This window comes from Pseudomonas sp. SAS7 (assembly GCF_052112345.1).
In the GTDB taxonomy this organism is placed as follows: Bacteria; Pseudomonadota; Gammaproteobacteria; order Pseudomonadales; family Pseudomonadaceae; genus Aquipseudomonas; species Aquipseudomonas putida_Q.
In genome coordinates this window covers 17,826-32,582 of the sequence record NZ_JBEGGO010000022.1, presented here as the reverse complement: position 1 = coordinate 32,582, position 14,757 = coordinate 17,826, and the positions used below count along the sequence as shown (strand labels likewise).

The window sequence follows — 14,757 nt, the reverse complement described above, 5'->3', positions numbered from 1 at the left end:
GATATTCAGCGCTTGCCGAGAATCTTGCCCAGCATTTCCGGCCGTGGTGCCCCTTGCTGGCTCTGCAGGTTACCCTGCTCATCCTGATAGAAAATCGCCGGGGTCGCCTGCAACCCCATCTCTTCCATCAACGCCATGTTGGCCGCCAGCTTCTGCTGCACCGCCTCGGGCACTTGTTCCAGTGCCTTCAGCGTGCTGGCCTTACCGGCTTTTTCATGTTGTTGCAGGGCCTTGGCCGGGTCTTTCGCTGCCAGCAGGGCCGCCGATTTACCCGGGCTGTCCTCGCGGATGATGCCCACCATGATATGGCGTAACTGCACCTTGCCCGACTCCACCCACGGCCGTGCCTGCTCCCAGAACATGTTGCAGTACGGGCAGTTCGGGTCGCTGAACAGGTACACCTTGCGTGGCGCATCGGCCTTGCCGTCGGCGATCCAGGCGGTTTTCTCCAGCTTCGCCCAGATAGCCTTGCTCATCGGCCCATACACCAGCTTTTCCAGTGGCTCGGCGCTAAGGTCCTTGCCTTGTTCGTCGAACAGGCTGCCGACCAGTACGTGCTTGCCGTCAGGGGTCAGGTACAGGGCCAGGGCGTTGTTCTGGTACTCGGCAGCATAACCGCGCAGGCCGTTGGGCGCATCGAAGCTGCCCTTGATCACGGCGCCCTTGGCTTGCAGCTGCTGAACTGCCTTGGGCAGTTCTTCGGCCTGCAGCGCAGGGGAGGCCAGCAGGGCCAGGGACAGGGGCAGCAGTGCAGTCAATCGCATGTCAGTTTCCTTGTGCGGCAGGGGCGGGCGCAATGGCCCGGTCGAAAGGTTCCAGGGCGTGGCGCAGGCTGGCCCGGGACAGCTCGCCCAGGTGGCTGCCGACCAGCCGCCCGTTGGCGTCGTAGAACAGGGTGGTGGGCAAGGCCATGGAGCCGACGCGCTGGGCCAGCAGGCCGGTGCCGTCGAACAGCACGTGGGTCAGGCTCAGGCCGGTGGTGGCGAGGAAGGTGCTGACGTTTTCCGGGGTCTCGCCCTGGTTGACGAACAGGAAGGTCACGTGCGGGTAGTCGCTTTGCGCCTGTTGCAGCACTGGCATCTCACGCCGGCAGGGCGGGCACCAGGTGGCCCAGATGTTGATTACCAATGGCTTGCCGCGGTAGCTGTGCAGCGCAACCGGTTGGCCGGCGGCGTTGCGCAGGCTCAGTTCAGGCAGCTCGGTGCCTTTGCTGTACAAGTGCCCGCCGAAGCTGGCCAGGCCCCAGAACAGTGCGCCACTGAACAATGCCCAGCCCAGCGGGCGGCGCAGGCCCGGTTGACGCCAGCCCTGCCATACCGCACCGAGGACGATGCCGGCAAGGCCCGACCAGAGCAGGAAGCCACCGTCGCGGATGTCGATGATCTGCAACGGCTCATCGCGGTACATCGGCCAGTAGGCCAGCACGAAGCCGGCACGGGCGCACAGCACGCCGATCAGGAACAGGTTGAACAGTGCCGATTCCGGGCTTTCGCCACCACGTCGGGCGACCCACCAGCCGACCACGCTGGCGATTACCAAGGCGGTAAGCATCAGCAGGTGGTTGAGGGCCATGGTCAGTGGCCCGAGGGTTACGGTCAACATCAGCCTTGGCTCCTGGTCTGGGCCCAGTGTTGCTGGAACGCGGCGGCATCCACTTCACCGGTAATGCGCCGCGCGCGGCGTTCGTCGCCTTCCGGGCCGATCCAGATGATGCTGGGCGGGCCGGGTACCTGGTAGCGCTGCAGCAGGGCTTTGCTGGCCGGCGTGTCAGCGGTGACGTCCAGGCGCAACAGGTGCACGCCGGCCAGGCCGGCCTGGACGTCGCCACGGGCGAACACCTGTTTTTCCATGACCTTGCACGACACGCACCAGTCGGCATAGTAGTCGAGCATCACCCATTGGCCGCGGGCCTTGGCCGCATCCAGTTCACGTTGCAGGTCTTCGGGGCGGCTGACCGTGACGAAGCTGTCTTCGGCATGCTGGCCAGCAACGGGTGCGGCGCCACCACCGGTGAACGGGCGCAGCGGCTGCCAAAGGTCATCGCCACCTGCTGCTGCGCCTACCAGCAACAGGCCGCCCCACAGGGCGCCCAGCAGCGGTACGGCGCGCAATGCTGGCAGGCGCTGCAGGGCCGGCCAGGTGGCCCAGGCCAGGGCGACCAACCAGCCGCCACTCAGTGCCAGCAGCAGCGTGGCGGGCAACAGGCTGCGCACGGTGTACAGGGCCATGGCCAGGAACACGAAGCCGAACACGCCCTTGACCCGGTCCATCCAGGCGCCCGGGCGCGGCAAGTAACGGTTGCCCAGGGTCACCAGCAACAGCAGCGGCACGCCCATGCCCAGGCCAAGGCTGAACAGCACCAGTGCCCCTTGCAGCACGTCGCCGCTCTGGGCGATGTACAGCAGCGCGCCAGCCAATGGCGCGGTCATGCACGGGCCCAGCAGTAGGCCGGACAACGCCCCGAGCAGCGCCGCGCCATACAGGTTGCCGCCTCGGGTACCTTGGCCGGCGCGATCAAGACGGTCGCGCAGGGCGGCAGGCAGTTGCAGCTCGAAGGCACCGAACATCGGCAGCGCCAGCAGCACGAACAGCCCCGCCAAGCTGCCCAGCAGCCAGGGTTGCTGCAGCCAGGCCTGCAGGCTGGCACCCAGCAGTGCGGCGACCACGCCCAAGGCTGCGTACACCAGTGCCATGCTCAGCACATAAACCCCGGCCAGCAGCCAGCCGCGTCGGGCGCTGGCGCCATTGCCCAGTACCAGCCCGGCAAGGATCGGCAGCATCGGGAGCGAGCAGGGGGTAAAGGCCAGCAGCAGCCCAAGGCCGAAGAACGCCAGCAGGCTCCAGGCCAGGTGGCCCTGTTGCAGGCCACTGGCCAAGGCCTGGTCGCTGGCTTGCTCGGCGGCGGGTGCCACGCTGCCGCCCAGGTCAATCAGCGTGGTCTGCGGGGGGTAGCACAGGCCGGCGTCGGCGCAGCCTTGCCAGCCCAGGCGCAACTGGCCCTGGGCATTGGCCGGCAGCAGCAGTTCGAGCTGGTCGCGGTACACCGCACTGTCACCAAAGAATTCGTCATGGTGGTTGAGTGCGGGCGGTAATTGCGGGTGCTGCTCGGCAGGCAGGCCGTCGAACTTGAGCCGCTTCTGGTACAGGTAGTAGCCCTGCTTGATCTGGAAGAACAGGCGCATCTGCCCGTCGGCCTGGCGGTCGTGGGTGAGTACAAAGGCCTGGTCGACCGGCAGGAAATCCGGTTTTACATCAAAAGGGTTGGCCTGCAACGGGCCGGCCAGAAGCAGTGTCAGGAAGAGCAGGAGGACGCGCATGTCTTCGCCTTGGCAGATCTAGGAATGGGGCCATGCTGGCTGGGGTTGATTAAATGAAGGTTAACGCTGGTTTTTGGTCTGCCAGCCCCACCCAATGCCACCCATCATCCCAGACACACCGCGACATATTGTCGGCTTGACTTTGCCAATCCCCACACACTTCCTGTAAAGTTGACGCACAAGTCAGCTTTTACCCGCTAGCACTAGAATCAAAAATAGGGCAGGCCCCAACTGCCCAGAGGATCAAGCATGTCCAACCGTGATATTTCCAGGCGCGCCTTCTTGCAAGGCGGGCTGATAGCTGGTGTCGGCGTGACCATGGCGCCACTTGGCAGCCAGGCATTCGCCGCCCTGATGGAGGACCGCGTCACCACCTCGCCGCAGAAGTGGATGAACCATGACGGCAAGGCGCGCTTCCGTAACGATGCCTTGTCCAAGGTGTGCGGCGACAAGGTGTTCGCCCGCGATATCCGCGCCAAGGACATGCCCGGCTGGCCCACGCAGCAGGGCCATGCGCTGCTGCTCAAGGCGACCAAGGCCGACCGTATCTATGCCGGTCACGACCTCAGCCTGCTCGGTGCCGAGCTGCAGCCGGACCGTATCGTTACCGCCGCCGACCTCGAGAAAGACGGCATTGCCTGGCCCGAGGCGCACTCGCCCGACCCGCTGCTGCCGCCGGGCAAGGTGCCGATGTTCATCGGCCACCCGGTGGCGATCCTGATCTGGCAAGACTTCGAGCGCTTCCGCCAGGCCAAGCGCAAGCTGCAGTTCAACGAACAAGCGATCCGTTACGGCGCCCAGGCGCCGCTGTACCAGCGCGACCCTTACGGCAGCTTCCGCTTCGTGCGGGTGGGCGGGGCCACGCCGTTCGACGACGATGAGTTCTCCAGCCTGAAGAATTCCATGCTGTTCCCGACCATTCTCAACCGCAAGCCGGTGTGGTCGAAGCAGCCTAACCAGCACGGCGACCTGACCGAGCAGGGGCTGTTCTACGCCAATCGCATGGCCGAGCAGCTGGACAACCCGCCCGAGGACTGGCTGGTGTTCGACGAGCGCTACAAGACGCCGTCCATCGAACCCGCCGCGCTGGAGCCGGACAACGGCAACGGCTGGTACGACCCGGCCAGCGGCACGCTGCATTTCGTGGTTGCCACCCAGTGCCCGTTCGAAGTGGCGCAGGAATGCGTGCACATGATCAAGCCGTCGCGTTTCGCCCTGAACACGCTGAACATGCACCCCGGCTACACCGTGGGCTACGGCTCGAAAGACAACAACATCTTCGTCTTCTACGCCGCCGTGGCCGCTCTGTATGGCGCCGGCGTGCCGATCCGCCTGGCCAACGACCGTTACGAGCAGTTCCAGAGCGGTATCAAGCGCCATGCCTTCGATATCCGCTACCAGCTGGCCGTCGACAAAAAAGACAACAGCTTCAAGATCTTCCGCGCCGACATGAGCTGTGACGGCGGCGGGCGCATCAACTACAGCCCGTCCGTAGCCGCGGTAGGCGCCACCGCCGCGCAGTCGATCTATTACATGCCGCAGAACGACCTGTCGGTCACCGCCTACCATTCCCGCGGTGTCGAGGCCGGCTCCATGCGCGGCTACGGCACCTTGCAGAGCATGGCGGCCACCGAGATGATGGTGGACGAGATCGCAGGCCGCCTGGGCGTCGATGCCATCGACCTGCGCCGTGCCAACGCGCTGAAATCGGGCATGAAGAACACCCAGGGCGCGGTCCCGGCGGGCGCGCTGCGTCTGTACGAGATTCTCGACAAGGCCGCCGTGCACGACTGGTGGCGCAACCGCGACGCACGCAAGCAGCAGATGGATGCGCAAGACCAGGACCACTGGTACGGCGTGGGCTTTGCGATTTGCCAGAAGGACTTCGGCACCGGCTCCGAGGCACCGATGGCCAGCATCGAGTTCAGCCGCGACGGCCGCATCAGCCTGCGCCATATCGGCACCGAGCTGGGCACCGGCATGTCTACCTCCCAGGCGTTGGTGGTCAGCGACTTCCTGGGGCGCTCGGCTGACGAGGTCAGGACTGCGGTTACCGAATGGCCAGAGCTGCAACTGAGCACCAGCGGCAACCCGTACCTGATCAGCCAGCCCGAGCAGGACGCTGCGCTGCGTAACCCGCGCTGGGTCGGCAAGCTGGCGTCGCCATCGTCGGCGACCAACTCGGCCTTCTACTTCAGCCATGCCACCCGCGAAGCGGCGCGCGTGCTGTTCAACCACGGCCTGTGGCCGGCGGCCATGGCCATCTGGAGCCAGGGCCCGCATGGCGGCCAGGCCAACCCGCTGGTGGTGCGCCGCGAGAACGCGGTGTGGGTCAATGGTGAGCTGACCGGTAACGGCCTGCAGCCGATCCCGTTCGCCCAGCTGGCACAGACGGCCCACGACATGGGCCTGGTTACCGGCGCCAGTGTGCACGGCTTCAACCGTTGGAGCTGGGCCGAGGCCGACTTCGTCATCGACGGCGTGCGCGAGCGCTTCCCGCTTGACGCCGTGGCGGTGAAATACGGCGATGGCGCGGTGAACGCCAAGAAGGCGCAGATGAACAGCCACGGTTACCACCTGCTCGACCGGCAGAACGCTGCCTATCCCGACACCCAGCTGAACAACGCCATGGTTACCTACTACAGCCCGGTGGCGACCATCGTTGAAGTCAAGGTCAACAAGGGCACCCATGAAGTGCAGGTGCTCAACCACCACAGCTGGGTCGAGTGCGGCCGAGTGTTGGTGCCGGAGCTGGTCAAGGGCCAGCTTGAGGGCGGTATCGCCATGGGCATCGGCCACGCGCTGACCGAAGAAATGCCGATGTACGAGGGTGGGCCCGGGGAGGGCGACTGGAACTTCAACCGCTACCGCCTGCCGCATGCGCGCGACGTGGCGGTGTGGCAGCAGACCAGCGAAATCCTCCCGCCGCTGTCACCGACCGACCCGTCCAAGGGCATCGCCGAAGTGGTGATGATCCCGGTCGTTGGGGCCATCGGCAATGCCGTTGCCCATGCCATCGGCAAGCGCGTGCGCGATCTTCCCATCACCCCAGCCCGTATCAAGGAGGCCCTCAATGGCTAACCGTCCACTGCAACTGACCCTCAACGGTCAACCGGTCGGCCCGGTCGAGGTCCCTGCTGACCTGGCGATGATCGACTACCTGCACGAACACCAGAACCTCACCGGCTCGCGCCTGGGCTGTGGCCAGGGCATCTGCCATGCCTGTGTGGTGATCGTCGACAACCCCGACGGCACCAGCGAAGAAGTGCGCACCTGCATCACCGGCGCCCACTACTTTGAGGGCAAGAAGGTACGCACCATCGAGGGCCACGCCAAACCGGACGAGGCCGGCAACCTCACGCTGAACCCGATCCAGCAGAAGTTCGTCGACCTGTTCGCCTTCCAGTGCAGCTACTGCGCGCCGGGCTTCGTCAACGCCGCTACCGTGCTGGTGGAAACCGCCCAGCGCCAGCCGTTGAAGAAGAGCGAAGTGGAAGACCGCATCGAGGCCAGCCTCGGGCACCACATCTGCCGCTGCACCGGCTACGTGCGTTATTACGACGCCACCCGCAAGGTGCTCAACGATCTTGGCCTGGTCAAGGAGGGGTGAGCATGGGCTTCGTTCGTAACGCACTGGCATTGGCCTTGGCCGTCAGCTCAATGGCCCTGGCCGTCAGCTCGGTTGCCCAAGCGGCCGACGAGGCTCAGGTCAAGCGCGGTGAGTACCTGGCACGCGCGGCCGACTGCATGGCCTGCCATACCGCCGAAGGCGGCGCGCCGTATGCCGGCGGCCTGCCGATTCATTCGCCGTTCGGCACCATTTATGGCAGCAACATCACCCCGGACAAGCAGTACGGCATCGGCAACTACAGCGCCGACGAGTTCTTCGCCGCAGTCACCCAGGGCAAGCGCAAGGACGGCGCCAATCTGTATCCGGCGATGCCTTACACCTCGTACCACCTGATCAAGCGTGAAGATTCGGACGCGATCCTCGCCTACCTGATGACCATACCGCCGATCAACCGCCCGGCACCGCAAACCGCGTTGCGCTTCCCGTTCAATGTACGCATGGGCCTGAGTGGCTGGAACATGCTGTATGGCAAGAGCGTGCAGCTGCAGCCAACCGAAGGCAAAAGCCCGGCCTGGCAGCGTGGCCAGTACATGGTCGAAGTCATGGGCCATTGCGGCGAATGCCATACCCCGCGCAACCCCATCGGCGCGTTGCAGCAGGACAAGCGCATGACCGGCGGCCTGCTTGGCGGCTACCTGGCGCCGAGCTTGCTGGCCCAGGACCTGGCCGAGCGCGGCTGGACCCAGCCAGACCTGACCACCTTCCTCAAGCACGGCATCAGCGCCCAGGGCAGCATGTTCAACGAGATGTTCCCGGTGGTGCACCACAGCACCCAACACCTGGAAGATGCCGACCTGGCGGCCATGGCCACCTACCTGCTGGGCGACCAGCCACCGCCGGCCAAGGCCATCCAGGCCGTTGCCCTGGAGCAGATGAGCGACAGCGCCAAGCGCGGCCACCAGCAGTACCTCAACGTTTGCGCCGGTTGCCATGGTGTCGACGGCGAGGGCAAGCCGCACATTGCCGTGGCCATGCAGGGCAACACCGTGCTGCGCCAGGGTGACTCGCGCAACCTGGTCAAGGTCATCCTCGAAGGCATCCGTGAACAGCAGTTCACCGGCTTCGAGCGCATGCAGCCGATGCCGGGTTTTGCCGACAAGCTCGATGACCAACAGGTGACGGATATGGTCAACTACCTGCGCCAGGCCTGGGGTGGATTGCCTGGTGACCTGAACGTACAGCAGCTCGCCGAGCTGAAGGCGGAGTAAACGTGCAGCATCTCGATCTACAGGTGGTTCGCCGGGCCTTGCAGTGGTCGTGCAACGGTCAGCGGGTGTGGTTGTGCACGGTGCTCGCCACCTACGGCTCGGCGCCTCGTGCGCCGGGCTCCCTGCTGGCAGTCAATGCCAGTGGCCAGTGGCTGGGGTCGCTGTCGGGTGGCTGCGTCGAAGACGACTTCCTCGAGCGTGTGGCCCTGGGTGAGTTCCCGGAGCCGGTTGCCATCGTGCGCTACGGTGACGACAGCGACCCGCGTTCGAGTATCCGCTTGCCGTGTGGTGGCGTGCTTGAGGTGCTGGTGGAGAACCTGCCGGCCGAGTGCGAGGTGCAGTCGCATCTGCGTGCGCTGGAAAGCGCGCTGCTGGGCCAGCGCCGGGTGCTGCGTGAAGTGAGCCTGCCGGACGGTACCCGCCAGCTGGCCGATGACCATTGCCAGGGGCCACGCGTCGAGCGGGATAACGCCCGTGTTCGCCTGCGTGTCGGCGCCGCCCAGCGCCTGCTGCTGGCCGGCTATTCCAGCGTGGCGCATTTTTGCGCCGAGTTCGGCAAGGGCATGGGGTTTGAAGTCATCCTTTGCGAGCCGCGGGACGAAGTGCTGGATGGCGTGCGGCTGGACGGCATCGAAGTGCGCCGCGAGCTGCCGTCGGAGTTCATCTTCAATGGTGGTTGCCATGCCGATACGGCAGTGGTCGCGCTGACCCACGACCCGAAGATCGATGACCTGACCATGCTCGAGGCGGTGCGCACCGAGGCGTTCTATATCGGTGTGATGGGCTCCCGGGTAACCTCCGACAAGCGCCGCGAGCGCTTGCAGCGCATCGGCGGCCTGGGTGAAGTGGAATTGGGCCGTATCCATGCCCCGATCGGCCTCAACCTGGGCAGCAAGACCCCGGCCGAGATCGCGCTGGCGGTATTGGCCGATATCCTGCGGGTGCGCAACGGCATTGCGCGGGTGGCGCTGTGAGCGTGGTGGCCCTGGTGCTGGCGGCTGGGCGCGGCACGCGTTTCGGTTCCGACAAACGCCGGGCGACCCTGGCCGATGGCCGCAGCTTGCTGGCGCATAGCGTGGAGCGGGCCCGGGCGGTGTTCGATGACGTGCGTGTGGTGTTGCGCGAGGGTGAACGGGGGGAGGATTTTGGCTTGCCAGGCGATTGCCGGGTCATCGTCAGCCCCGACGCTGCCTCGGGCATGGGGCACAGCCTGGCGGCCGGCGCTCGATCGTTGCTCGACAGCCCGGCCCAGGCGGTGGCGATCTTGCTGGGTGACATGCCGTGGATCGAGTCGGCAACCTTGCGCCAGCTGGCCGCGGCGGCCTCGGCTTCCACCATCGTGTTGCCACGCCATGCGGGGCAGCAGGGGCATCCGGTGATTTTCGGGCGTGATTTCTGGCCTGCGCTGGGGCAACTGGGCGGCGATGAAGGGGCGCGGGCGGTGGTGCGGGCTAATCGGGGCAGTTGTGTGCTAATCGAACTGGGAGATGCCGGGGTCTTGCTGGATGTCGATACGCCACAGGGGTTGATGTAGGGCCTAAGGGTTTGCCACAACATTTTCAGCGCCTGGCAGATCGAGCGCCGCCCGCGCGGCGCTTCGCAGCACAAGGCTGCTCCTACATCTGTTTCGGGCCAGTAACGCCTGTGCCAAGGTATGCGACCGCCTTTTTCACCCGCCACGATGTAGAGGTGTGCTCCGAGAGGGCGCGCGCCGCTCTCCCAGACAAAATTGGCCCGAAACAGATGTAGGAGCAGCCTTGTGCTGCGAAGCGCCGCGCGGGCGGCGCTCGATATGCCAGGCGCTGAAAATGTTGTGGCGAGCATCAGGGCCACCCCTGCACCCAAGACGGGCACCCTGACCCCCCACAAAGGTCCATAATGCCCCCTTAATCCGCCCAAGGTGCAATGCCAGCCACACCACTCCGGGAGCCCCACCATGCACGTTCTGCTCTGCGAGGACGACGACCTGATCGCCGCCGGCATCTGCGCCGGCCTCACCGCCCAGGGCCTGACCGTGGACCGGGTGGGCAACGCCGCCGATGCGCGGGCGATGCTGCAGGCCGCGCAGTTCGACGTGATGATCCTCGACCTCGGCCTGCCCGACGAAGACGGCCTCAAGCTGCTGCGTCGCCTGCGCCAGCAGGGGGTGGACCTGCCAGTGCTGGTGCTCACTGCCCGCGATGCCGTCACCGACCGCGTCGATGGCCTGCAGGCCGGCGCCGACGACTACCTGCTCAAGCCGTTCGACCTGCGCGAGCTGGCCGCTCGCCTGCATACCCTGCTGCGGCGGGTGGCCGGGCGGGCGGTGAATGTGATCGAGCACGGACCGTTGCGGTATGACCCCAGCAGCTGCGAGGCGAGCCTGGCCGGGCAGCCCGTCGACCTGTCCCGCCGTGAGCAGGCCTTGCTCCAGGCTCTGCTGCAGAACCCCGGGCGGGTGCTGTCCAGCGAACAACTGAAAGACTGCGTGTACGGCTTCAGCGACGAAGTCGAAAGCAACGCCCTGAACGTCCATATCCACCACCTGCGGCGCAAGCTGGGCAACGGCATCGTCGAGACCGTGCGTGGCCTGGGTTACCGGCTGGGCCCCGCGCAGGCACCGGAGGAGGCCGCATCATGAGCCTGCGGGTACGCCTGAGCCTGATCCTGGGCAGTGTTTTCGTGATCATCTGGGTACTGGCTGCCGCGTGGATGCTGCGTGACCTGCGCCAGCAGATGATGTTTTCCCTCGACCAGCGCCTGGTGGCATCGGCGCGCATGGTCGCCGGGCTGATCGACCAGTTGCCGCAACCGCTGACCGCCAAGGGCGGGGAGGCGCACTTTTCTGCCGACCAGTTCAGTGTGCCGGACGGCATGGCCTGCCAGGTCAGTTCGCTGCGTGGCGAGATCCTCGCCAGCAATCACAAGCACGACGGCGCCATGGACGACGAGCGCAGCGGCTTCCGTGACCAGACCATCGACGATGCCCTGTGGCGCACCTTCACCTACAACCACGGTGATGTGCGCATCACCACTGCCGACCGGCACATGGAGCGCGAGGCGCTTAACCAGTCGATTCTGCTGGCGGCTTCGGCACCCGTGCTGATGGCCTTGCTCGGCAGCCTGGGCCTGTTGTGGATCGGCCTGGGCAAAGGCCTGGAACCCCTCAACCGCATGCGCGACGCCTTGCGCCGACGGCGAGCGGACAGTGTCGAGCCGTTGCAGGTGGCGGGCATGCCCAGCGAGTTGCAGCCCTTGCTGGAAACCCAGAACCAGCTGTTCCTGCGCATTGCCCAGACCATCGAGCGCGAGCGGCGCCTGACCGACGATGCCGCCCACGAACTGCGCAGCCCGCTGACCGCGATCAAGACCCACCTGCAGGTGGCACGCATGACCGATGGCGCGGTGCGCGAGCAAGCGCTGGAGCATGCCGAGCAGGGCACCGACCGCATGCACCGCACGCTGGAGCAGTTGCTGATGCTGGCGCGGGTCGAAGGCAGCCTGTCGTTCGAGGACGGCGTGCAGTGCAGCGCCGAGCAGGTGGCCCGCCAAGCGGTGCAGGACGCCGGTGGGGGTGACAACCGCCGCATCGTGCTGCGTTTGCCTGAAGAAGCCACGCAGATCTACCTGGGCATGCCCGCACCGTTGGCGGTGGCCGCGCTGCGCAACCTGCTGGACAACGCACTGCGCCATGGCGGCGACGAGGCGGTAGAGCTGGAGGTGCAGATGGACGACGGCCAGGTGGGCTTCATGGTGCGCGACCACGGGCCAGGGATTGCCGAAGGCGACCTGGAGCACCTGACCGAGCGCTTCTGGCGCAATGGGCAGAGTGGGGGCTGCGGGTTGGGGTTGGCGATTGTCCAGGCGATCGTGCAACGGTGTGCCGGTAGCCTGCGCTTTGACAGCCGTAGTGATGGGTTGCGGGTGCTCTTGCAAGTACCGGCGCGCTCCGGGCATTGATCTTTATCGTCTGTGCGGGCCTCTTCGCGGGTGAACCCGCTCCCACAGGTACTGCACAGGCTTCCAGAGCGGTGCGATTCCTGTAGGAGCGGGTTTACCCGCGAAAGGGCCGGTGCAGGCAAAGTAAAATCCAGTAACAACCGCTAAATCCTCCCGCCACTCAAGCGTTTTCCAAGCGATAACTGCCCATTCGCTTGCTTGCGAGGATTTACCCATGTCCACCGCTTCCAGCCTTGCCCAGGTTGCACCGGTCAGCGCGTCGCAACCTTTGTACGAGTTTACCGAATCACCCCTGCTGCAACGCCAGCAACAGCAGGAGTCCAACGCCCGCAGCTACCCGCGGCGCATTCCGCTGGCGCTCAAGCGCGCCCGTGGCATCTACGTGGAGGACGTCGAAGGCCGCCAGTTCATCGATTGCCTAGCCGGCGCCGGTACGCTCGCGTTGGGCCACAACCACCCGGTGGTGGTCGAGGCAATTCAGCGTGTGCTGGCTGATGAGCTGCCCTTGCACACCCTGGATCTGACCACGCCGGTCAAGGACCGCTTCGTCCAGGACCTGTTCGGCATCCTGCCCGAGGCGCTGCGCCGCGAGGCCAAGGTGCAGTTCTGCGGCCCGACCGGCACCGATGCCGTGGAGGCGGCGCTCAAGCTGGTACGCACGGCTACCGGCCGCAGCACGGTGCTGGCCTTCCATGGCGCCTACCACGGCATGAGCCAGGGCGCGCTGAGCCTGATGGGCAGCAATGGGCCGAAACAGCCGCTGGGCGCCTTGCTCGGCAACGGCGTGCAGTTCATGCCATACCCCTACGACTACCGCTGCCCGTTCGGCTTGGGCGGCGAAGCTGGGGTGAAGGCCAACCTGCATTACCTGGAAAACCTGCTGCTCGACCCGGAAAGCGGCGTGCCACTGCCGGCGGCGGTGATCCTTGAGGTGGTGCAGGGCGAAGGTGGGGTGATCCCGGCCGACATCGAATGGCTCAGGGGTGTACGCCGTATCACCGAGCAGGCCGGTGTGGCGCTGATCATCGACGAGATCCAGAGCGGCTTTGCCCGCACCGGGCGCATGTTCGCCTTCGAGCATGCCGGCATCGTGCCGGACGTGGTCACCTTGTCCAAGGCCATTGGCGGCAGCCTGCCGTTGGCGGTGGTGGTGTACCGCGACTGGCTGGATACCTGGAAGCCGGGCGCACATGCCGGCACCTTCCGTGGCAACCAGATGGCCATGGCGGCGGGGTCGGCGGTAATCAACTACCTGGTCGAGCATCGCCTGGCCGAGCATGCCGAGGCCATGGGGCAGCGCTTGCGCCAGCACCTGCTGCAGTTGCAGCGCGATTATCCGCAACTGGGTGATGTGCGCGGGCGTGGCTTGATGCTTGGGGTCGAACTGGTGGACCCACAGGGCAAAACGGATGCCTTGGGTCGCCCGCTGGCCAACCGCGAGCTGGCGGCCAAGGTGCAGCGTGAGTGTCTCAAGCGCGGCCTGATCCTGGAGCTGGGCGGGCGGCATGGTGCGGTGGTGCGCTTCCTGCCGCCATTGATCATCAGCGCCGAGCAGGTTGATGAAGTGGCGCAGCGTTTTGCCGAGGCATTGATCGCGGCGGTCTGAACCCTGGCGGGGGCCGCAACGCGGCCCCGGTTATTTCCACTCAGTCAAAGGTCCGCCCGGCCCGCCAATAGCCCATCAAGGTCAGGCACTCGCGCTGCAGCCCGCGCTCCTTGATCAGGTAGCGGCGAATATCCATGACTGTCGCCGATTCCCCCGCCACCCAGGCATGGAACGCACTGTTGGCGCTACTGGCCTGCTCCCAGAGTATCCGCGTGTCGATATCCACCGCTTCCAGCTTTACCTGCGGCGCGGCTTGCCCCTGCGGCAGGCTGGCCAGTTCGCGCACCGCCTGCTGCATGGCCTGGCCATGCTCGCAATTGAGCAACTCGCGCGGCAACCAGTGAAGGTCGGTAGCATTGCCATGGCGCAAAGGCAGGCAGTCCGCTTCCAGCGGTACCTCGATGAATGCCTGCACCGCCAATTCGGGCTGGTCGTCGGCCAGTTGCTCAAGAATGCCGGCAATGGCCGGCAATGCCGTCTCGTCACCAACCAACAGCACGTTGCGTACACCCTGCGGCGGTTTCCATTCATACCCGCCGGGGTCGCCTTCATGGGCCAGATTGGGCGCGACCATCTGCAATCTGTCACCCACTTGCGCGTGCGTGGCCCAGGCCGAAGCGGGGCCGTTGACGCCATGCAGCACGAAGTCGATATCCACCTCCAGCGCCTCGCGGCGCAGGGCACGGATGGTGTAGGTGCGCATGGGCGGGCGCTGGTCTGTCGGCAAGGCGCTGTGTGCAGCCTTCCAGTGCCGCTCGTTGCTCAGGTTTGGCAATGAGCCGTCGGGGGCGGGAAACAGCAGCTTGACGCGCTGGTCCGGCGCCAGGGTGACCATCTGGGCGACATCCGGGCCGGTGAATACCAGGCGAGCCAGCGAGGGGCTGAGGTGGATGCGCCGGGCAAGCACCAGATCGAAGATGCGGTAGGCGCCGGTGGCGGGGGCGCGGCCTTTGATCAGGCGGCGCAGCCCTTGCTGCAGCGCATGGGTGATGCTGGCGGAGCTGGACATGCGATGGGCCTCTTGCAAGCGGTTTCCTCTAGGGACGAGCCGCTGGC

The 14,757-nt window shown here is 65.8% G+C and carries 12 protein-coding genes; 8 read left to right on the top strand and 4 right to left on the bottom strand.

The genetic code is table 11. The features are described 5' to 3' along the window. Positions 1-5: 5 nt before the first annotated feature. Genes dsbG through dsbD form a run of 3 tightly spaced genes read right to left on the bottom strand, consistent with a single transcriptional unit; the run spans position 6 to position 3,317 of the window. On the bottom strand, positions 6-764 hold the full coding sequence (dsbG, locus tag ABI582_RS26540; RefSeq protein WP_028613381.1) for a thiol:disulfide interchange protein DsbG: 759 nt from the start codon (positions 762-764) through the stop codon (positions 6-8). Between the two features lies 1 nt (position 765). Next, positions 766-1,602, bottom strand: coding sequence for a prolipoprotein diacylglyceryl transferase family protein (locus ABI582_RS26535; RefSeq protein ID WP_442120752.1), 837 nt, complete (start codon positions 1,600-1,602; stop codon positions 766-768). Next, positions 1,602-3,317: a protein-disulfide reductase DsbD gene (dsbD, locus tag ABI582_RS26530; RefSeq protein WP_258653441.1), complete on the bottom strand. Its 1,716-nt coding sequence runs from the start codon at positions 3,315-3,317 to the stop codon at positions 1,602-1,604. Before dsbD ends, ABI582_RS26535 begins: the two co-directional genes overlap by 1 nt. Positions 3,318-3,566: 249 nt before the next feature. Between dsbD and ABI582_RS26525 the strand changes: the two genes are divergently transcribed. The 8 genes from ABI582_RS26525 to ABI582_RS26490 all read left to right on the top strand — a co-directional run bounded on the left by ABI582_RS26525 (position 3,567) and on the right by ABI582_RS26490 (position 13,701). Beyond that, a complete protein-coding gene (locus tag ABI582_RS26525; protein WP_442120751.1) occupies positions 3,567-6,398 on the top strand; it encodes a xanthine dehydrogenase family protein molybdopterin-binding subunit in 2,832 nt (943 codons plus the stop codon). Next, positions 6,391-6,927, top strand: coding sequence for a (2Fe-2S)-binding protein (locus ABI582_RS26520; protein ID WP_016488319.1), 537 nt, complete (start codon positions 6,391-6,393; stop codon positions 6,925-6,927). The genes ABI582_RS26525 and ABI582_RS26520 overlap by 8 nt, the downstream gene beginning before the upstream one ends. A gap of 2 nt (positions 6,928-6,929) precedes the next feature. Beyond that, a complete protein-coding gene (locus ABI582_RS26515) occupies positions 6,930-8,156 on the top strand; it encodes a c-type cytochrome (protein ID WP_442120750.1) in 1,227 nt (408 codons plus the stop codon). Between the two features lie 2 nt (positions 8,157-8,158). Continuing rightward, entirely contained in the window at positions 8,159-9,130 is a 972-nt protein-coding gene (locus ABI582_RS26510; protein WP_442120749.1) for an XdhC family protein, read from the top strand. Beyond that, positions 9,127-9,690, top strand: a complete 564-nt coding sequence (locus tag ABI582_RS26505; protein ID WP_442120748.1) for a nucleotidyltransferase family protein — start codon at positions 9,127-9,129, stop codon at positions 9,688-9,690. The genes ABI582_RS26510 and ABI582_RS26505 overlap by 4 nt, the downstream gene beginning before the upstream one ends. A gap of 402 nt (positions 9,691-10,092) precedes the next feature. Continuing rightward, complete coding sequence (locus ABI582_RS26500) at positions 10,093-10,776, top strand: response regulator (RefSeq protein ID WP_258653437.1); 684 nt, start codon at positions 10,093-10,095, stop codon at positions 10,774-10,776. After that, complete coding sequence (locus ABI582_RS26495; protein ID WP_442120747.1) at positions 10,773-12,095, top strand: ATP-binding protein; 1,323 nt, start codon at positions 10,773-10,775, stop codon at positions 12,093-12,095. The genes ABI582_RS26500 and ABI582_RS26495 overlap by 4 nt, the downstream gene beginning before the upstream one ends. Before the next feature lie 214 nt (positions 12,096-12,309). Next, positions 12,310-13,701, top strand: coding sequence for an aspartate aminotransferase family protein (locus ABI582_RS26490; RefSeq protein WP_258908103.1), 1,392 nt, complete (start codon positions 12,310-12,312; stop codon positions 13,699-13,701). Positions 13,702-13,741: 40 nt separating this feature from the next. On the opposite strand, the gene ABI582_RS26485 is transcribed toward ABI582_RS26490, so the two are convergent. Further along, the gene (locus tag ABI582_RS26485) at positions 13,742-14,710 is read right to left on the bottom strand and encodes a siderophore-interacting protein (RefSeq protein WP_442120746.1); all 969 of its coding nucleotides are present in this window, start codon (positions 14,708-14,710) and stop codon (positions 13,742-13,744) included. Positions 14,711-14,757 lie beyond the last annotated feature (47 nt).

Bases quoted from the DNA above. Each gene is read 5' to 3' on its own strand.
- dsbG (WP_028613381.1), bottom strand. From the start codon at position 764: ATGCGATTGACTGCACTGCTGCCCCTGTCCCTGGCCCTGCTGGCCTCC.
- ABI582_RS26535 (WP_442120752.1), bottom strand. From the start codon at position 1,602: ATGTTGACCGTAACCCTCGGGCCACTGACCATGGCCCTCAACCACCTG.
- dsbD (WP_258653441.1), bottom strand. From the start codon at position 3,317: ATGCGCGTCCTCCTGCTCTTCCTGACACTGCTTCTGGCCGGCCCGTTG.
- ABI582_RS26525 (WP_442120751.1), top strand. From the start codon at position 3,567: ATGTCCAACCGTGATATTTCCAGGCGCGCCTTCTTGCAAGGCGGGCTG.
- ABI582_RS26520 (WP_016488319.1), top strand. From the start codon at position 6,391: ATGGCTAACCGTCCACTGCAACTGACCCTCAACGGTCAACCGGTCGGC.
- ABI582_RS26515 (WP_442120750.1), top strand. From the start codon at position 6,930: ATGGGCTTCGTTCGTAACGCACTGGCATTGGCCTTGGCCGTCAGCTCA.
- ABI582_RS26500 (WP_258653437.1), top strand. From the start codon at position 10,093: ATGCACGTTCTGCTCTGCGAGGACGACGACCTGATCGCCGCCGGCATC.
- ABI582_RS26495 (WP_442120747.1), top strand. From the start codon at position 10,773: ATGAGCCTGCGGGTACGCCTGAGCCTGATCCTGGGCAGTGTTTTCGTG.
- ABI582_RS26490 (WP_258908103.1), top strand. From the start codon at position 12,310: ATGTCCACCGCTTCCAGCCTTGCCCAGGTTGCACCGGTCAGCGCGTCG.
- ABI582_RS26485 (WP_442120746.1), bottom strand. From the start codon at position 14,710: ATGTCCAGCTCCGCCAGCATCACCCATGCGCTGCAGCAAGGGCTGCGC.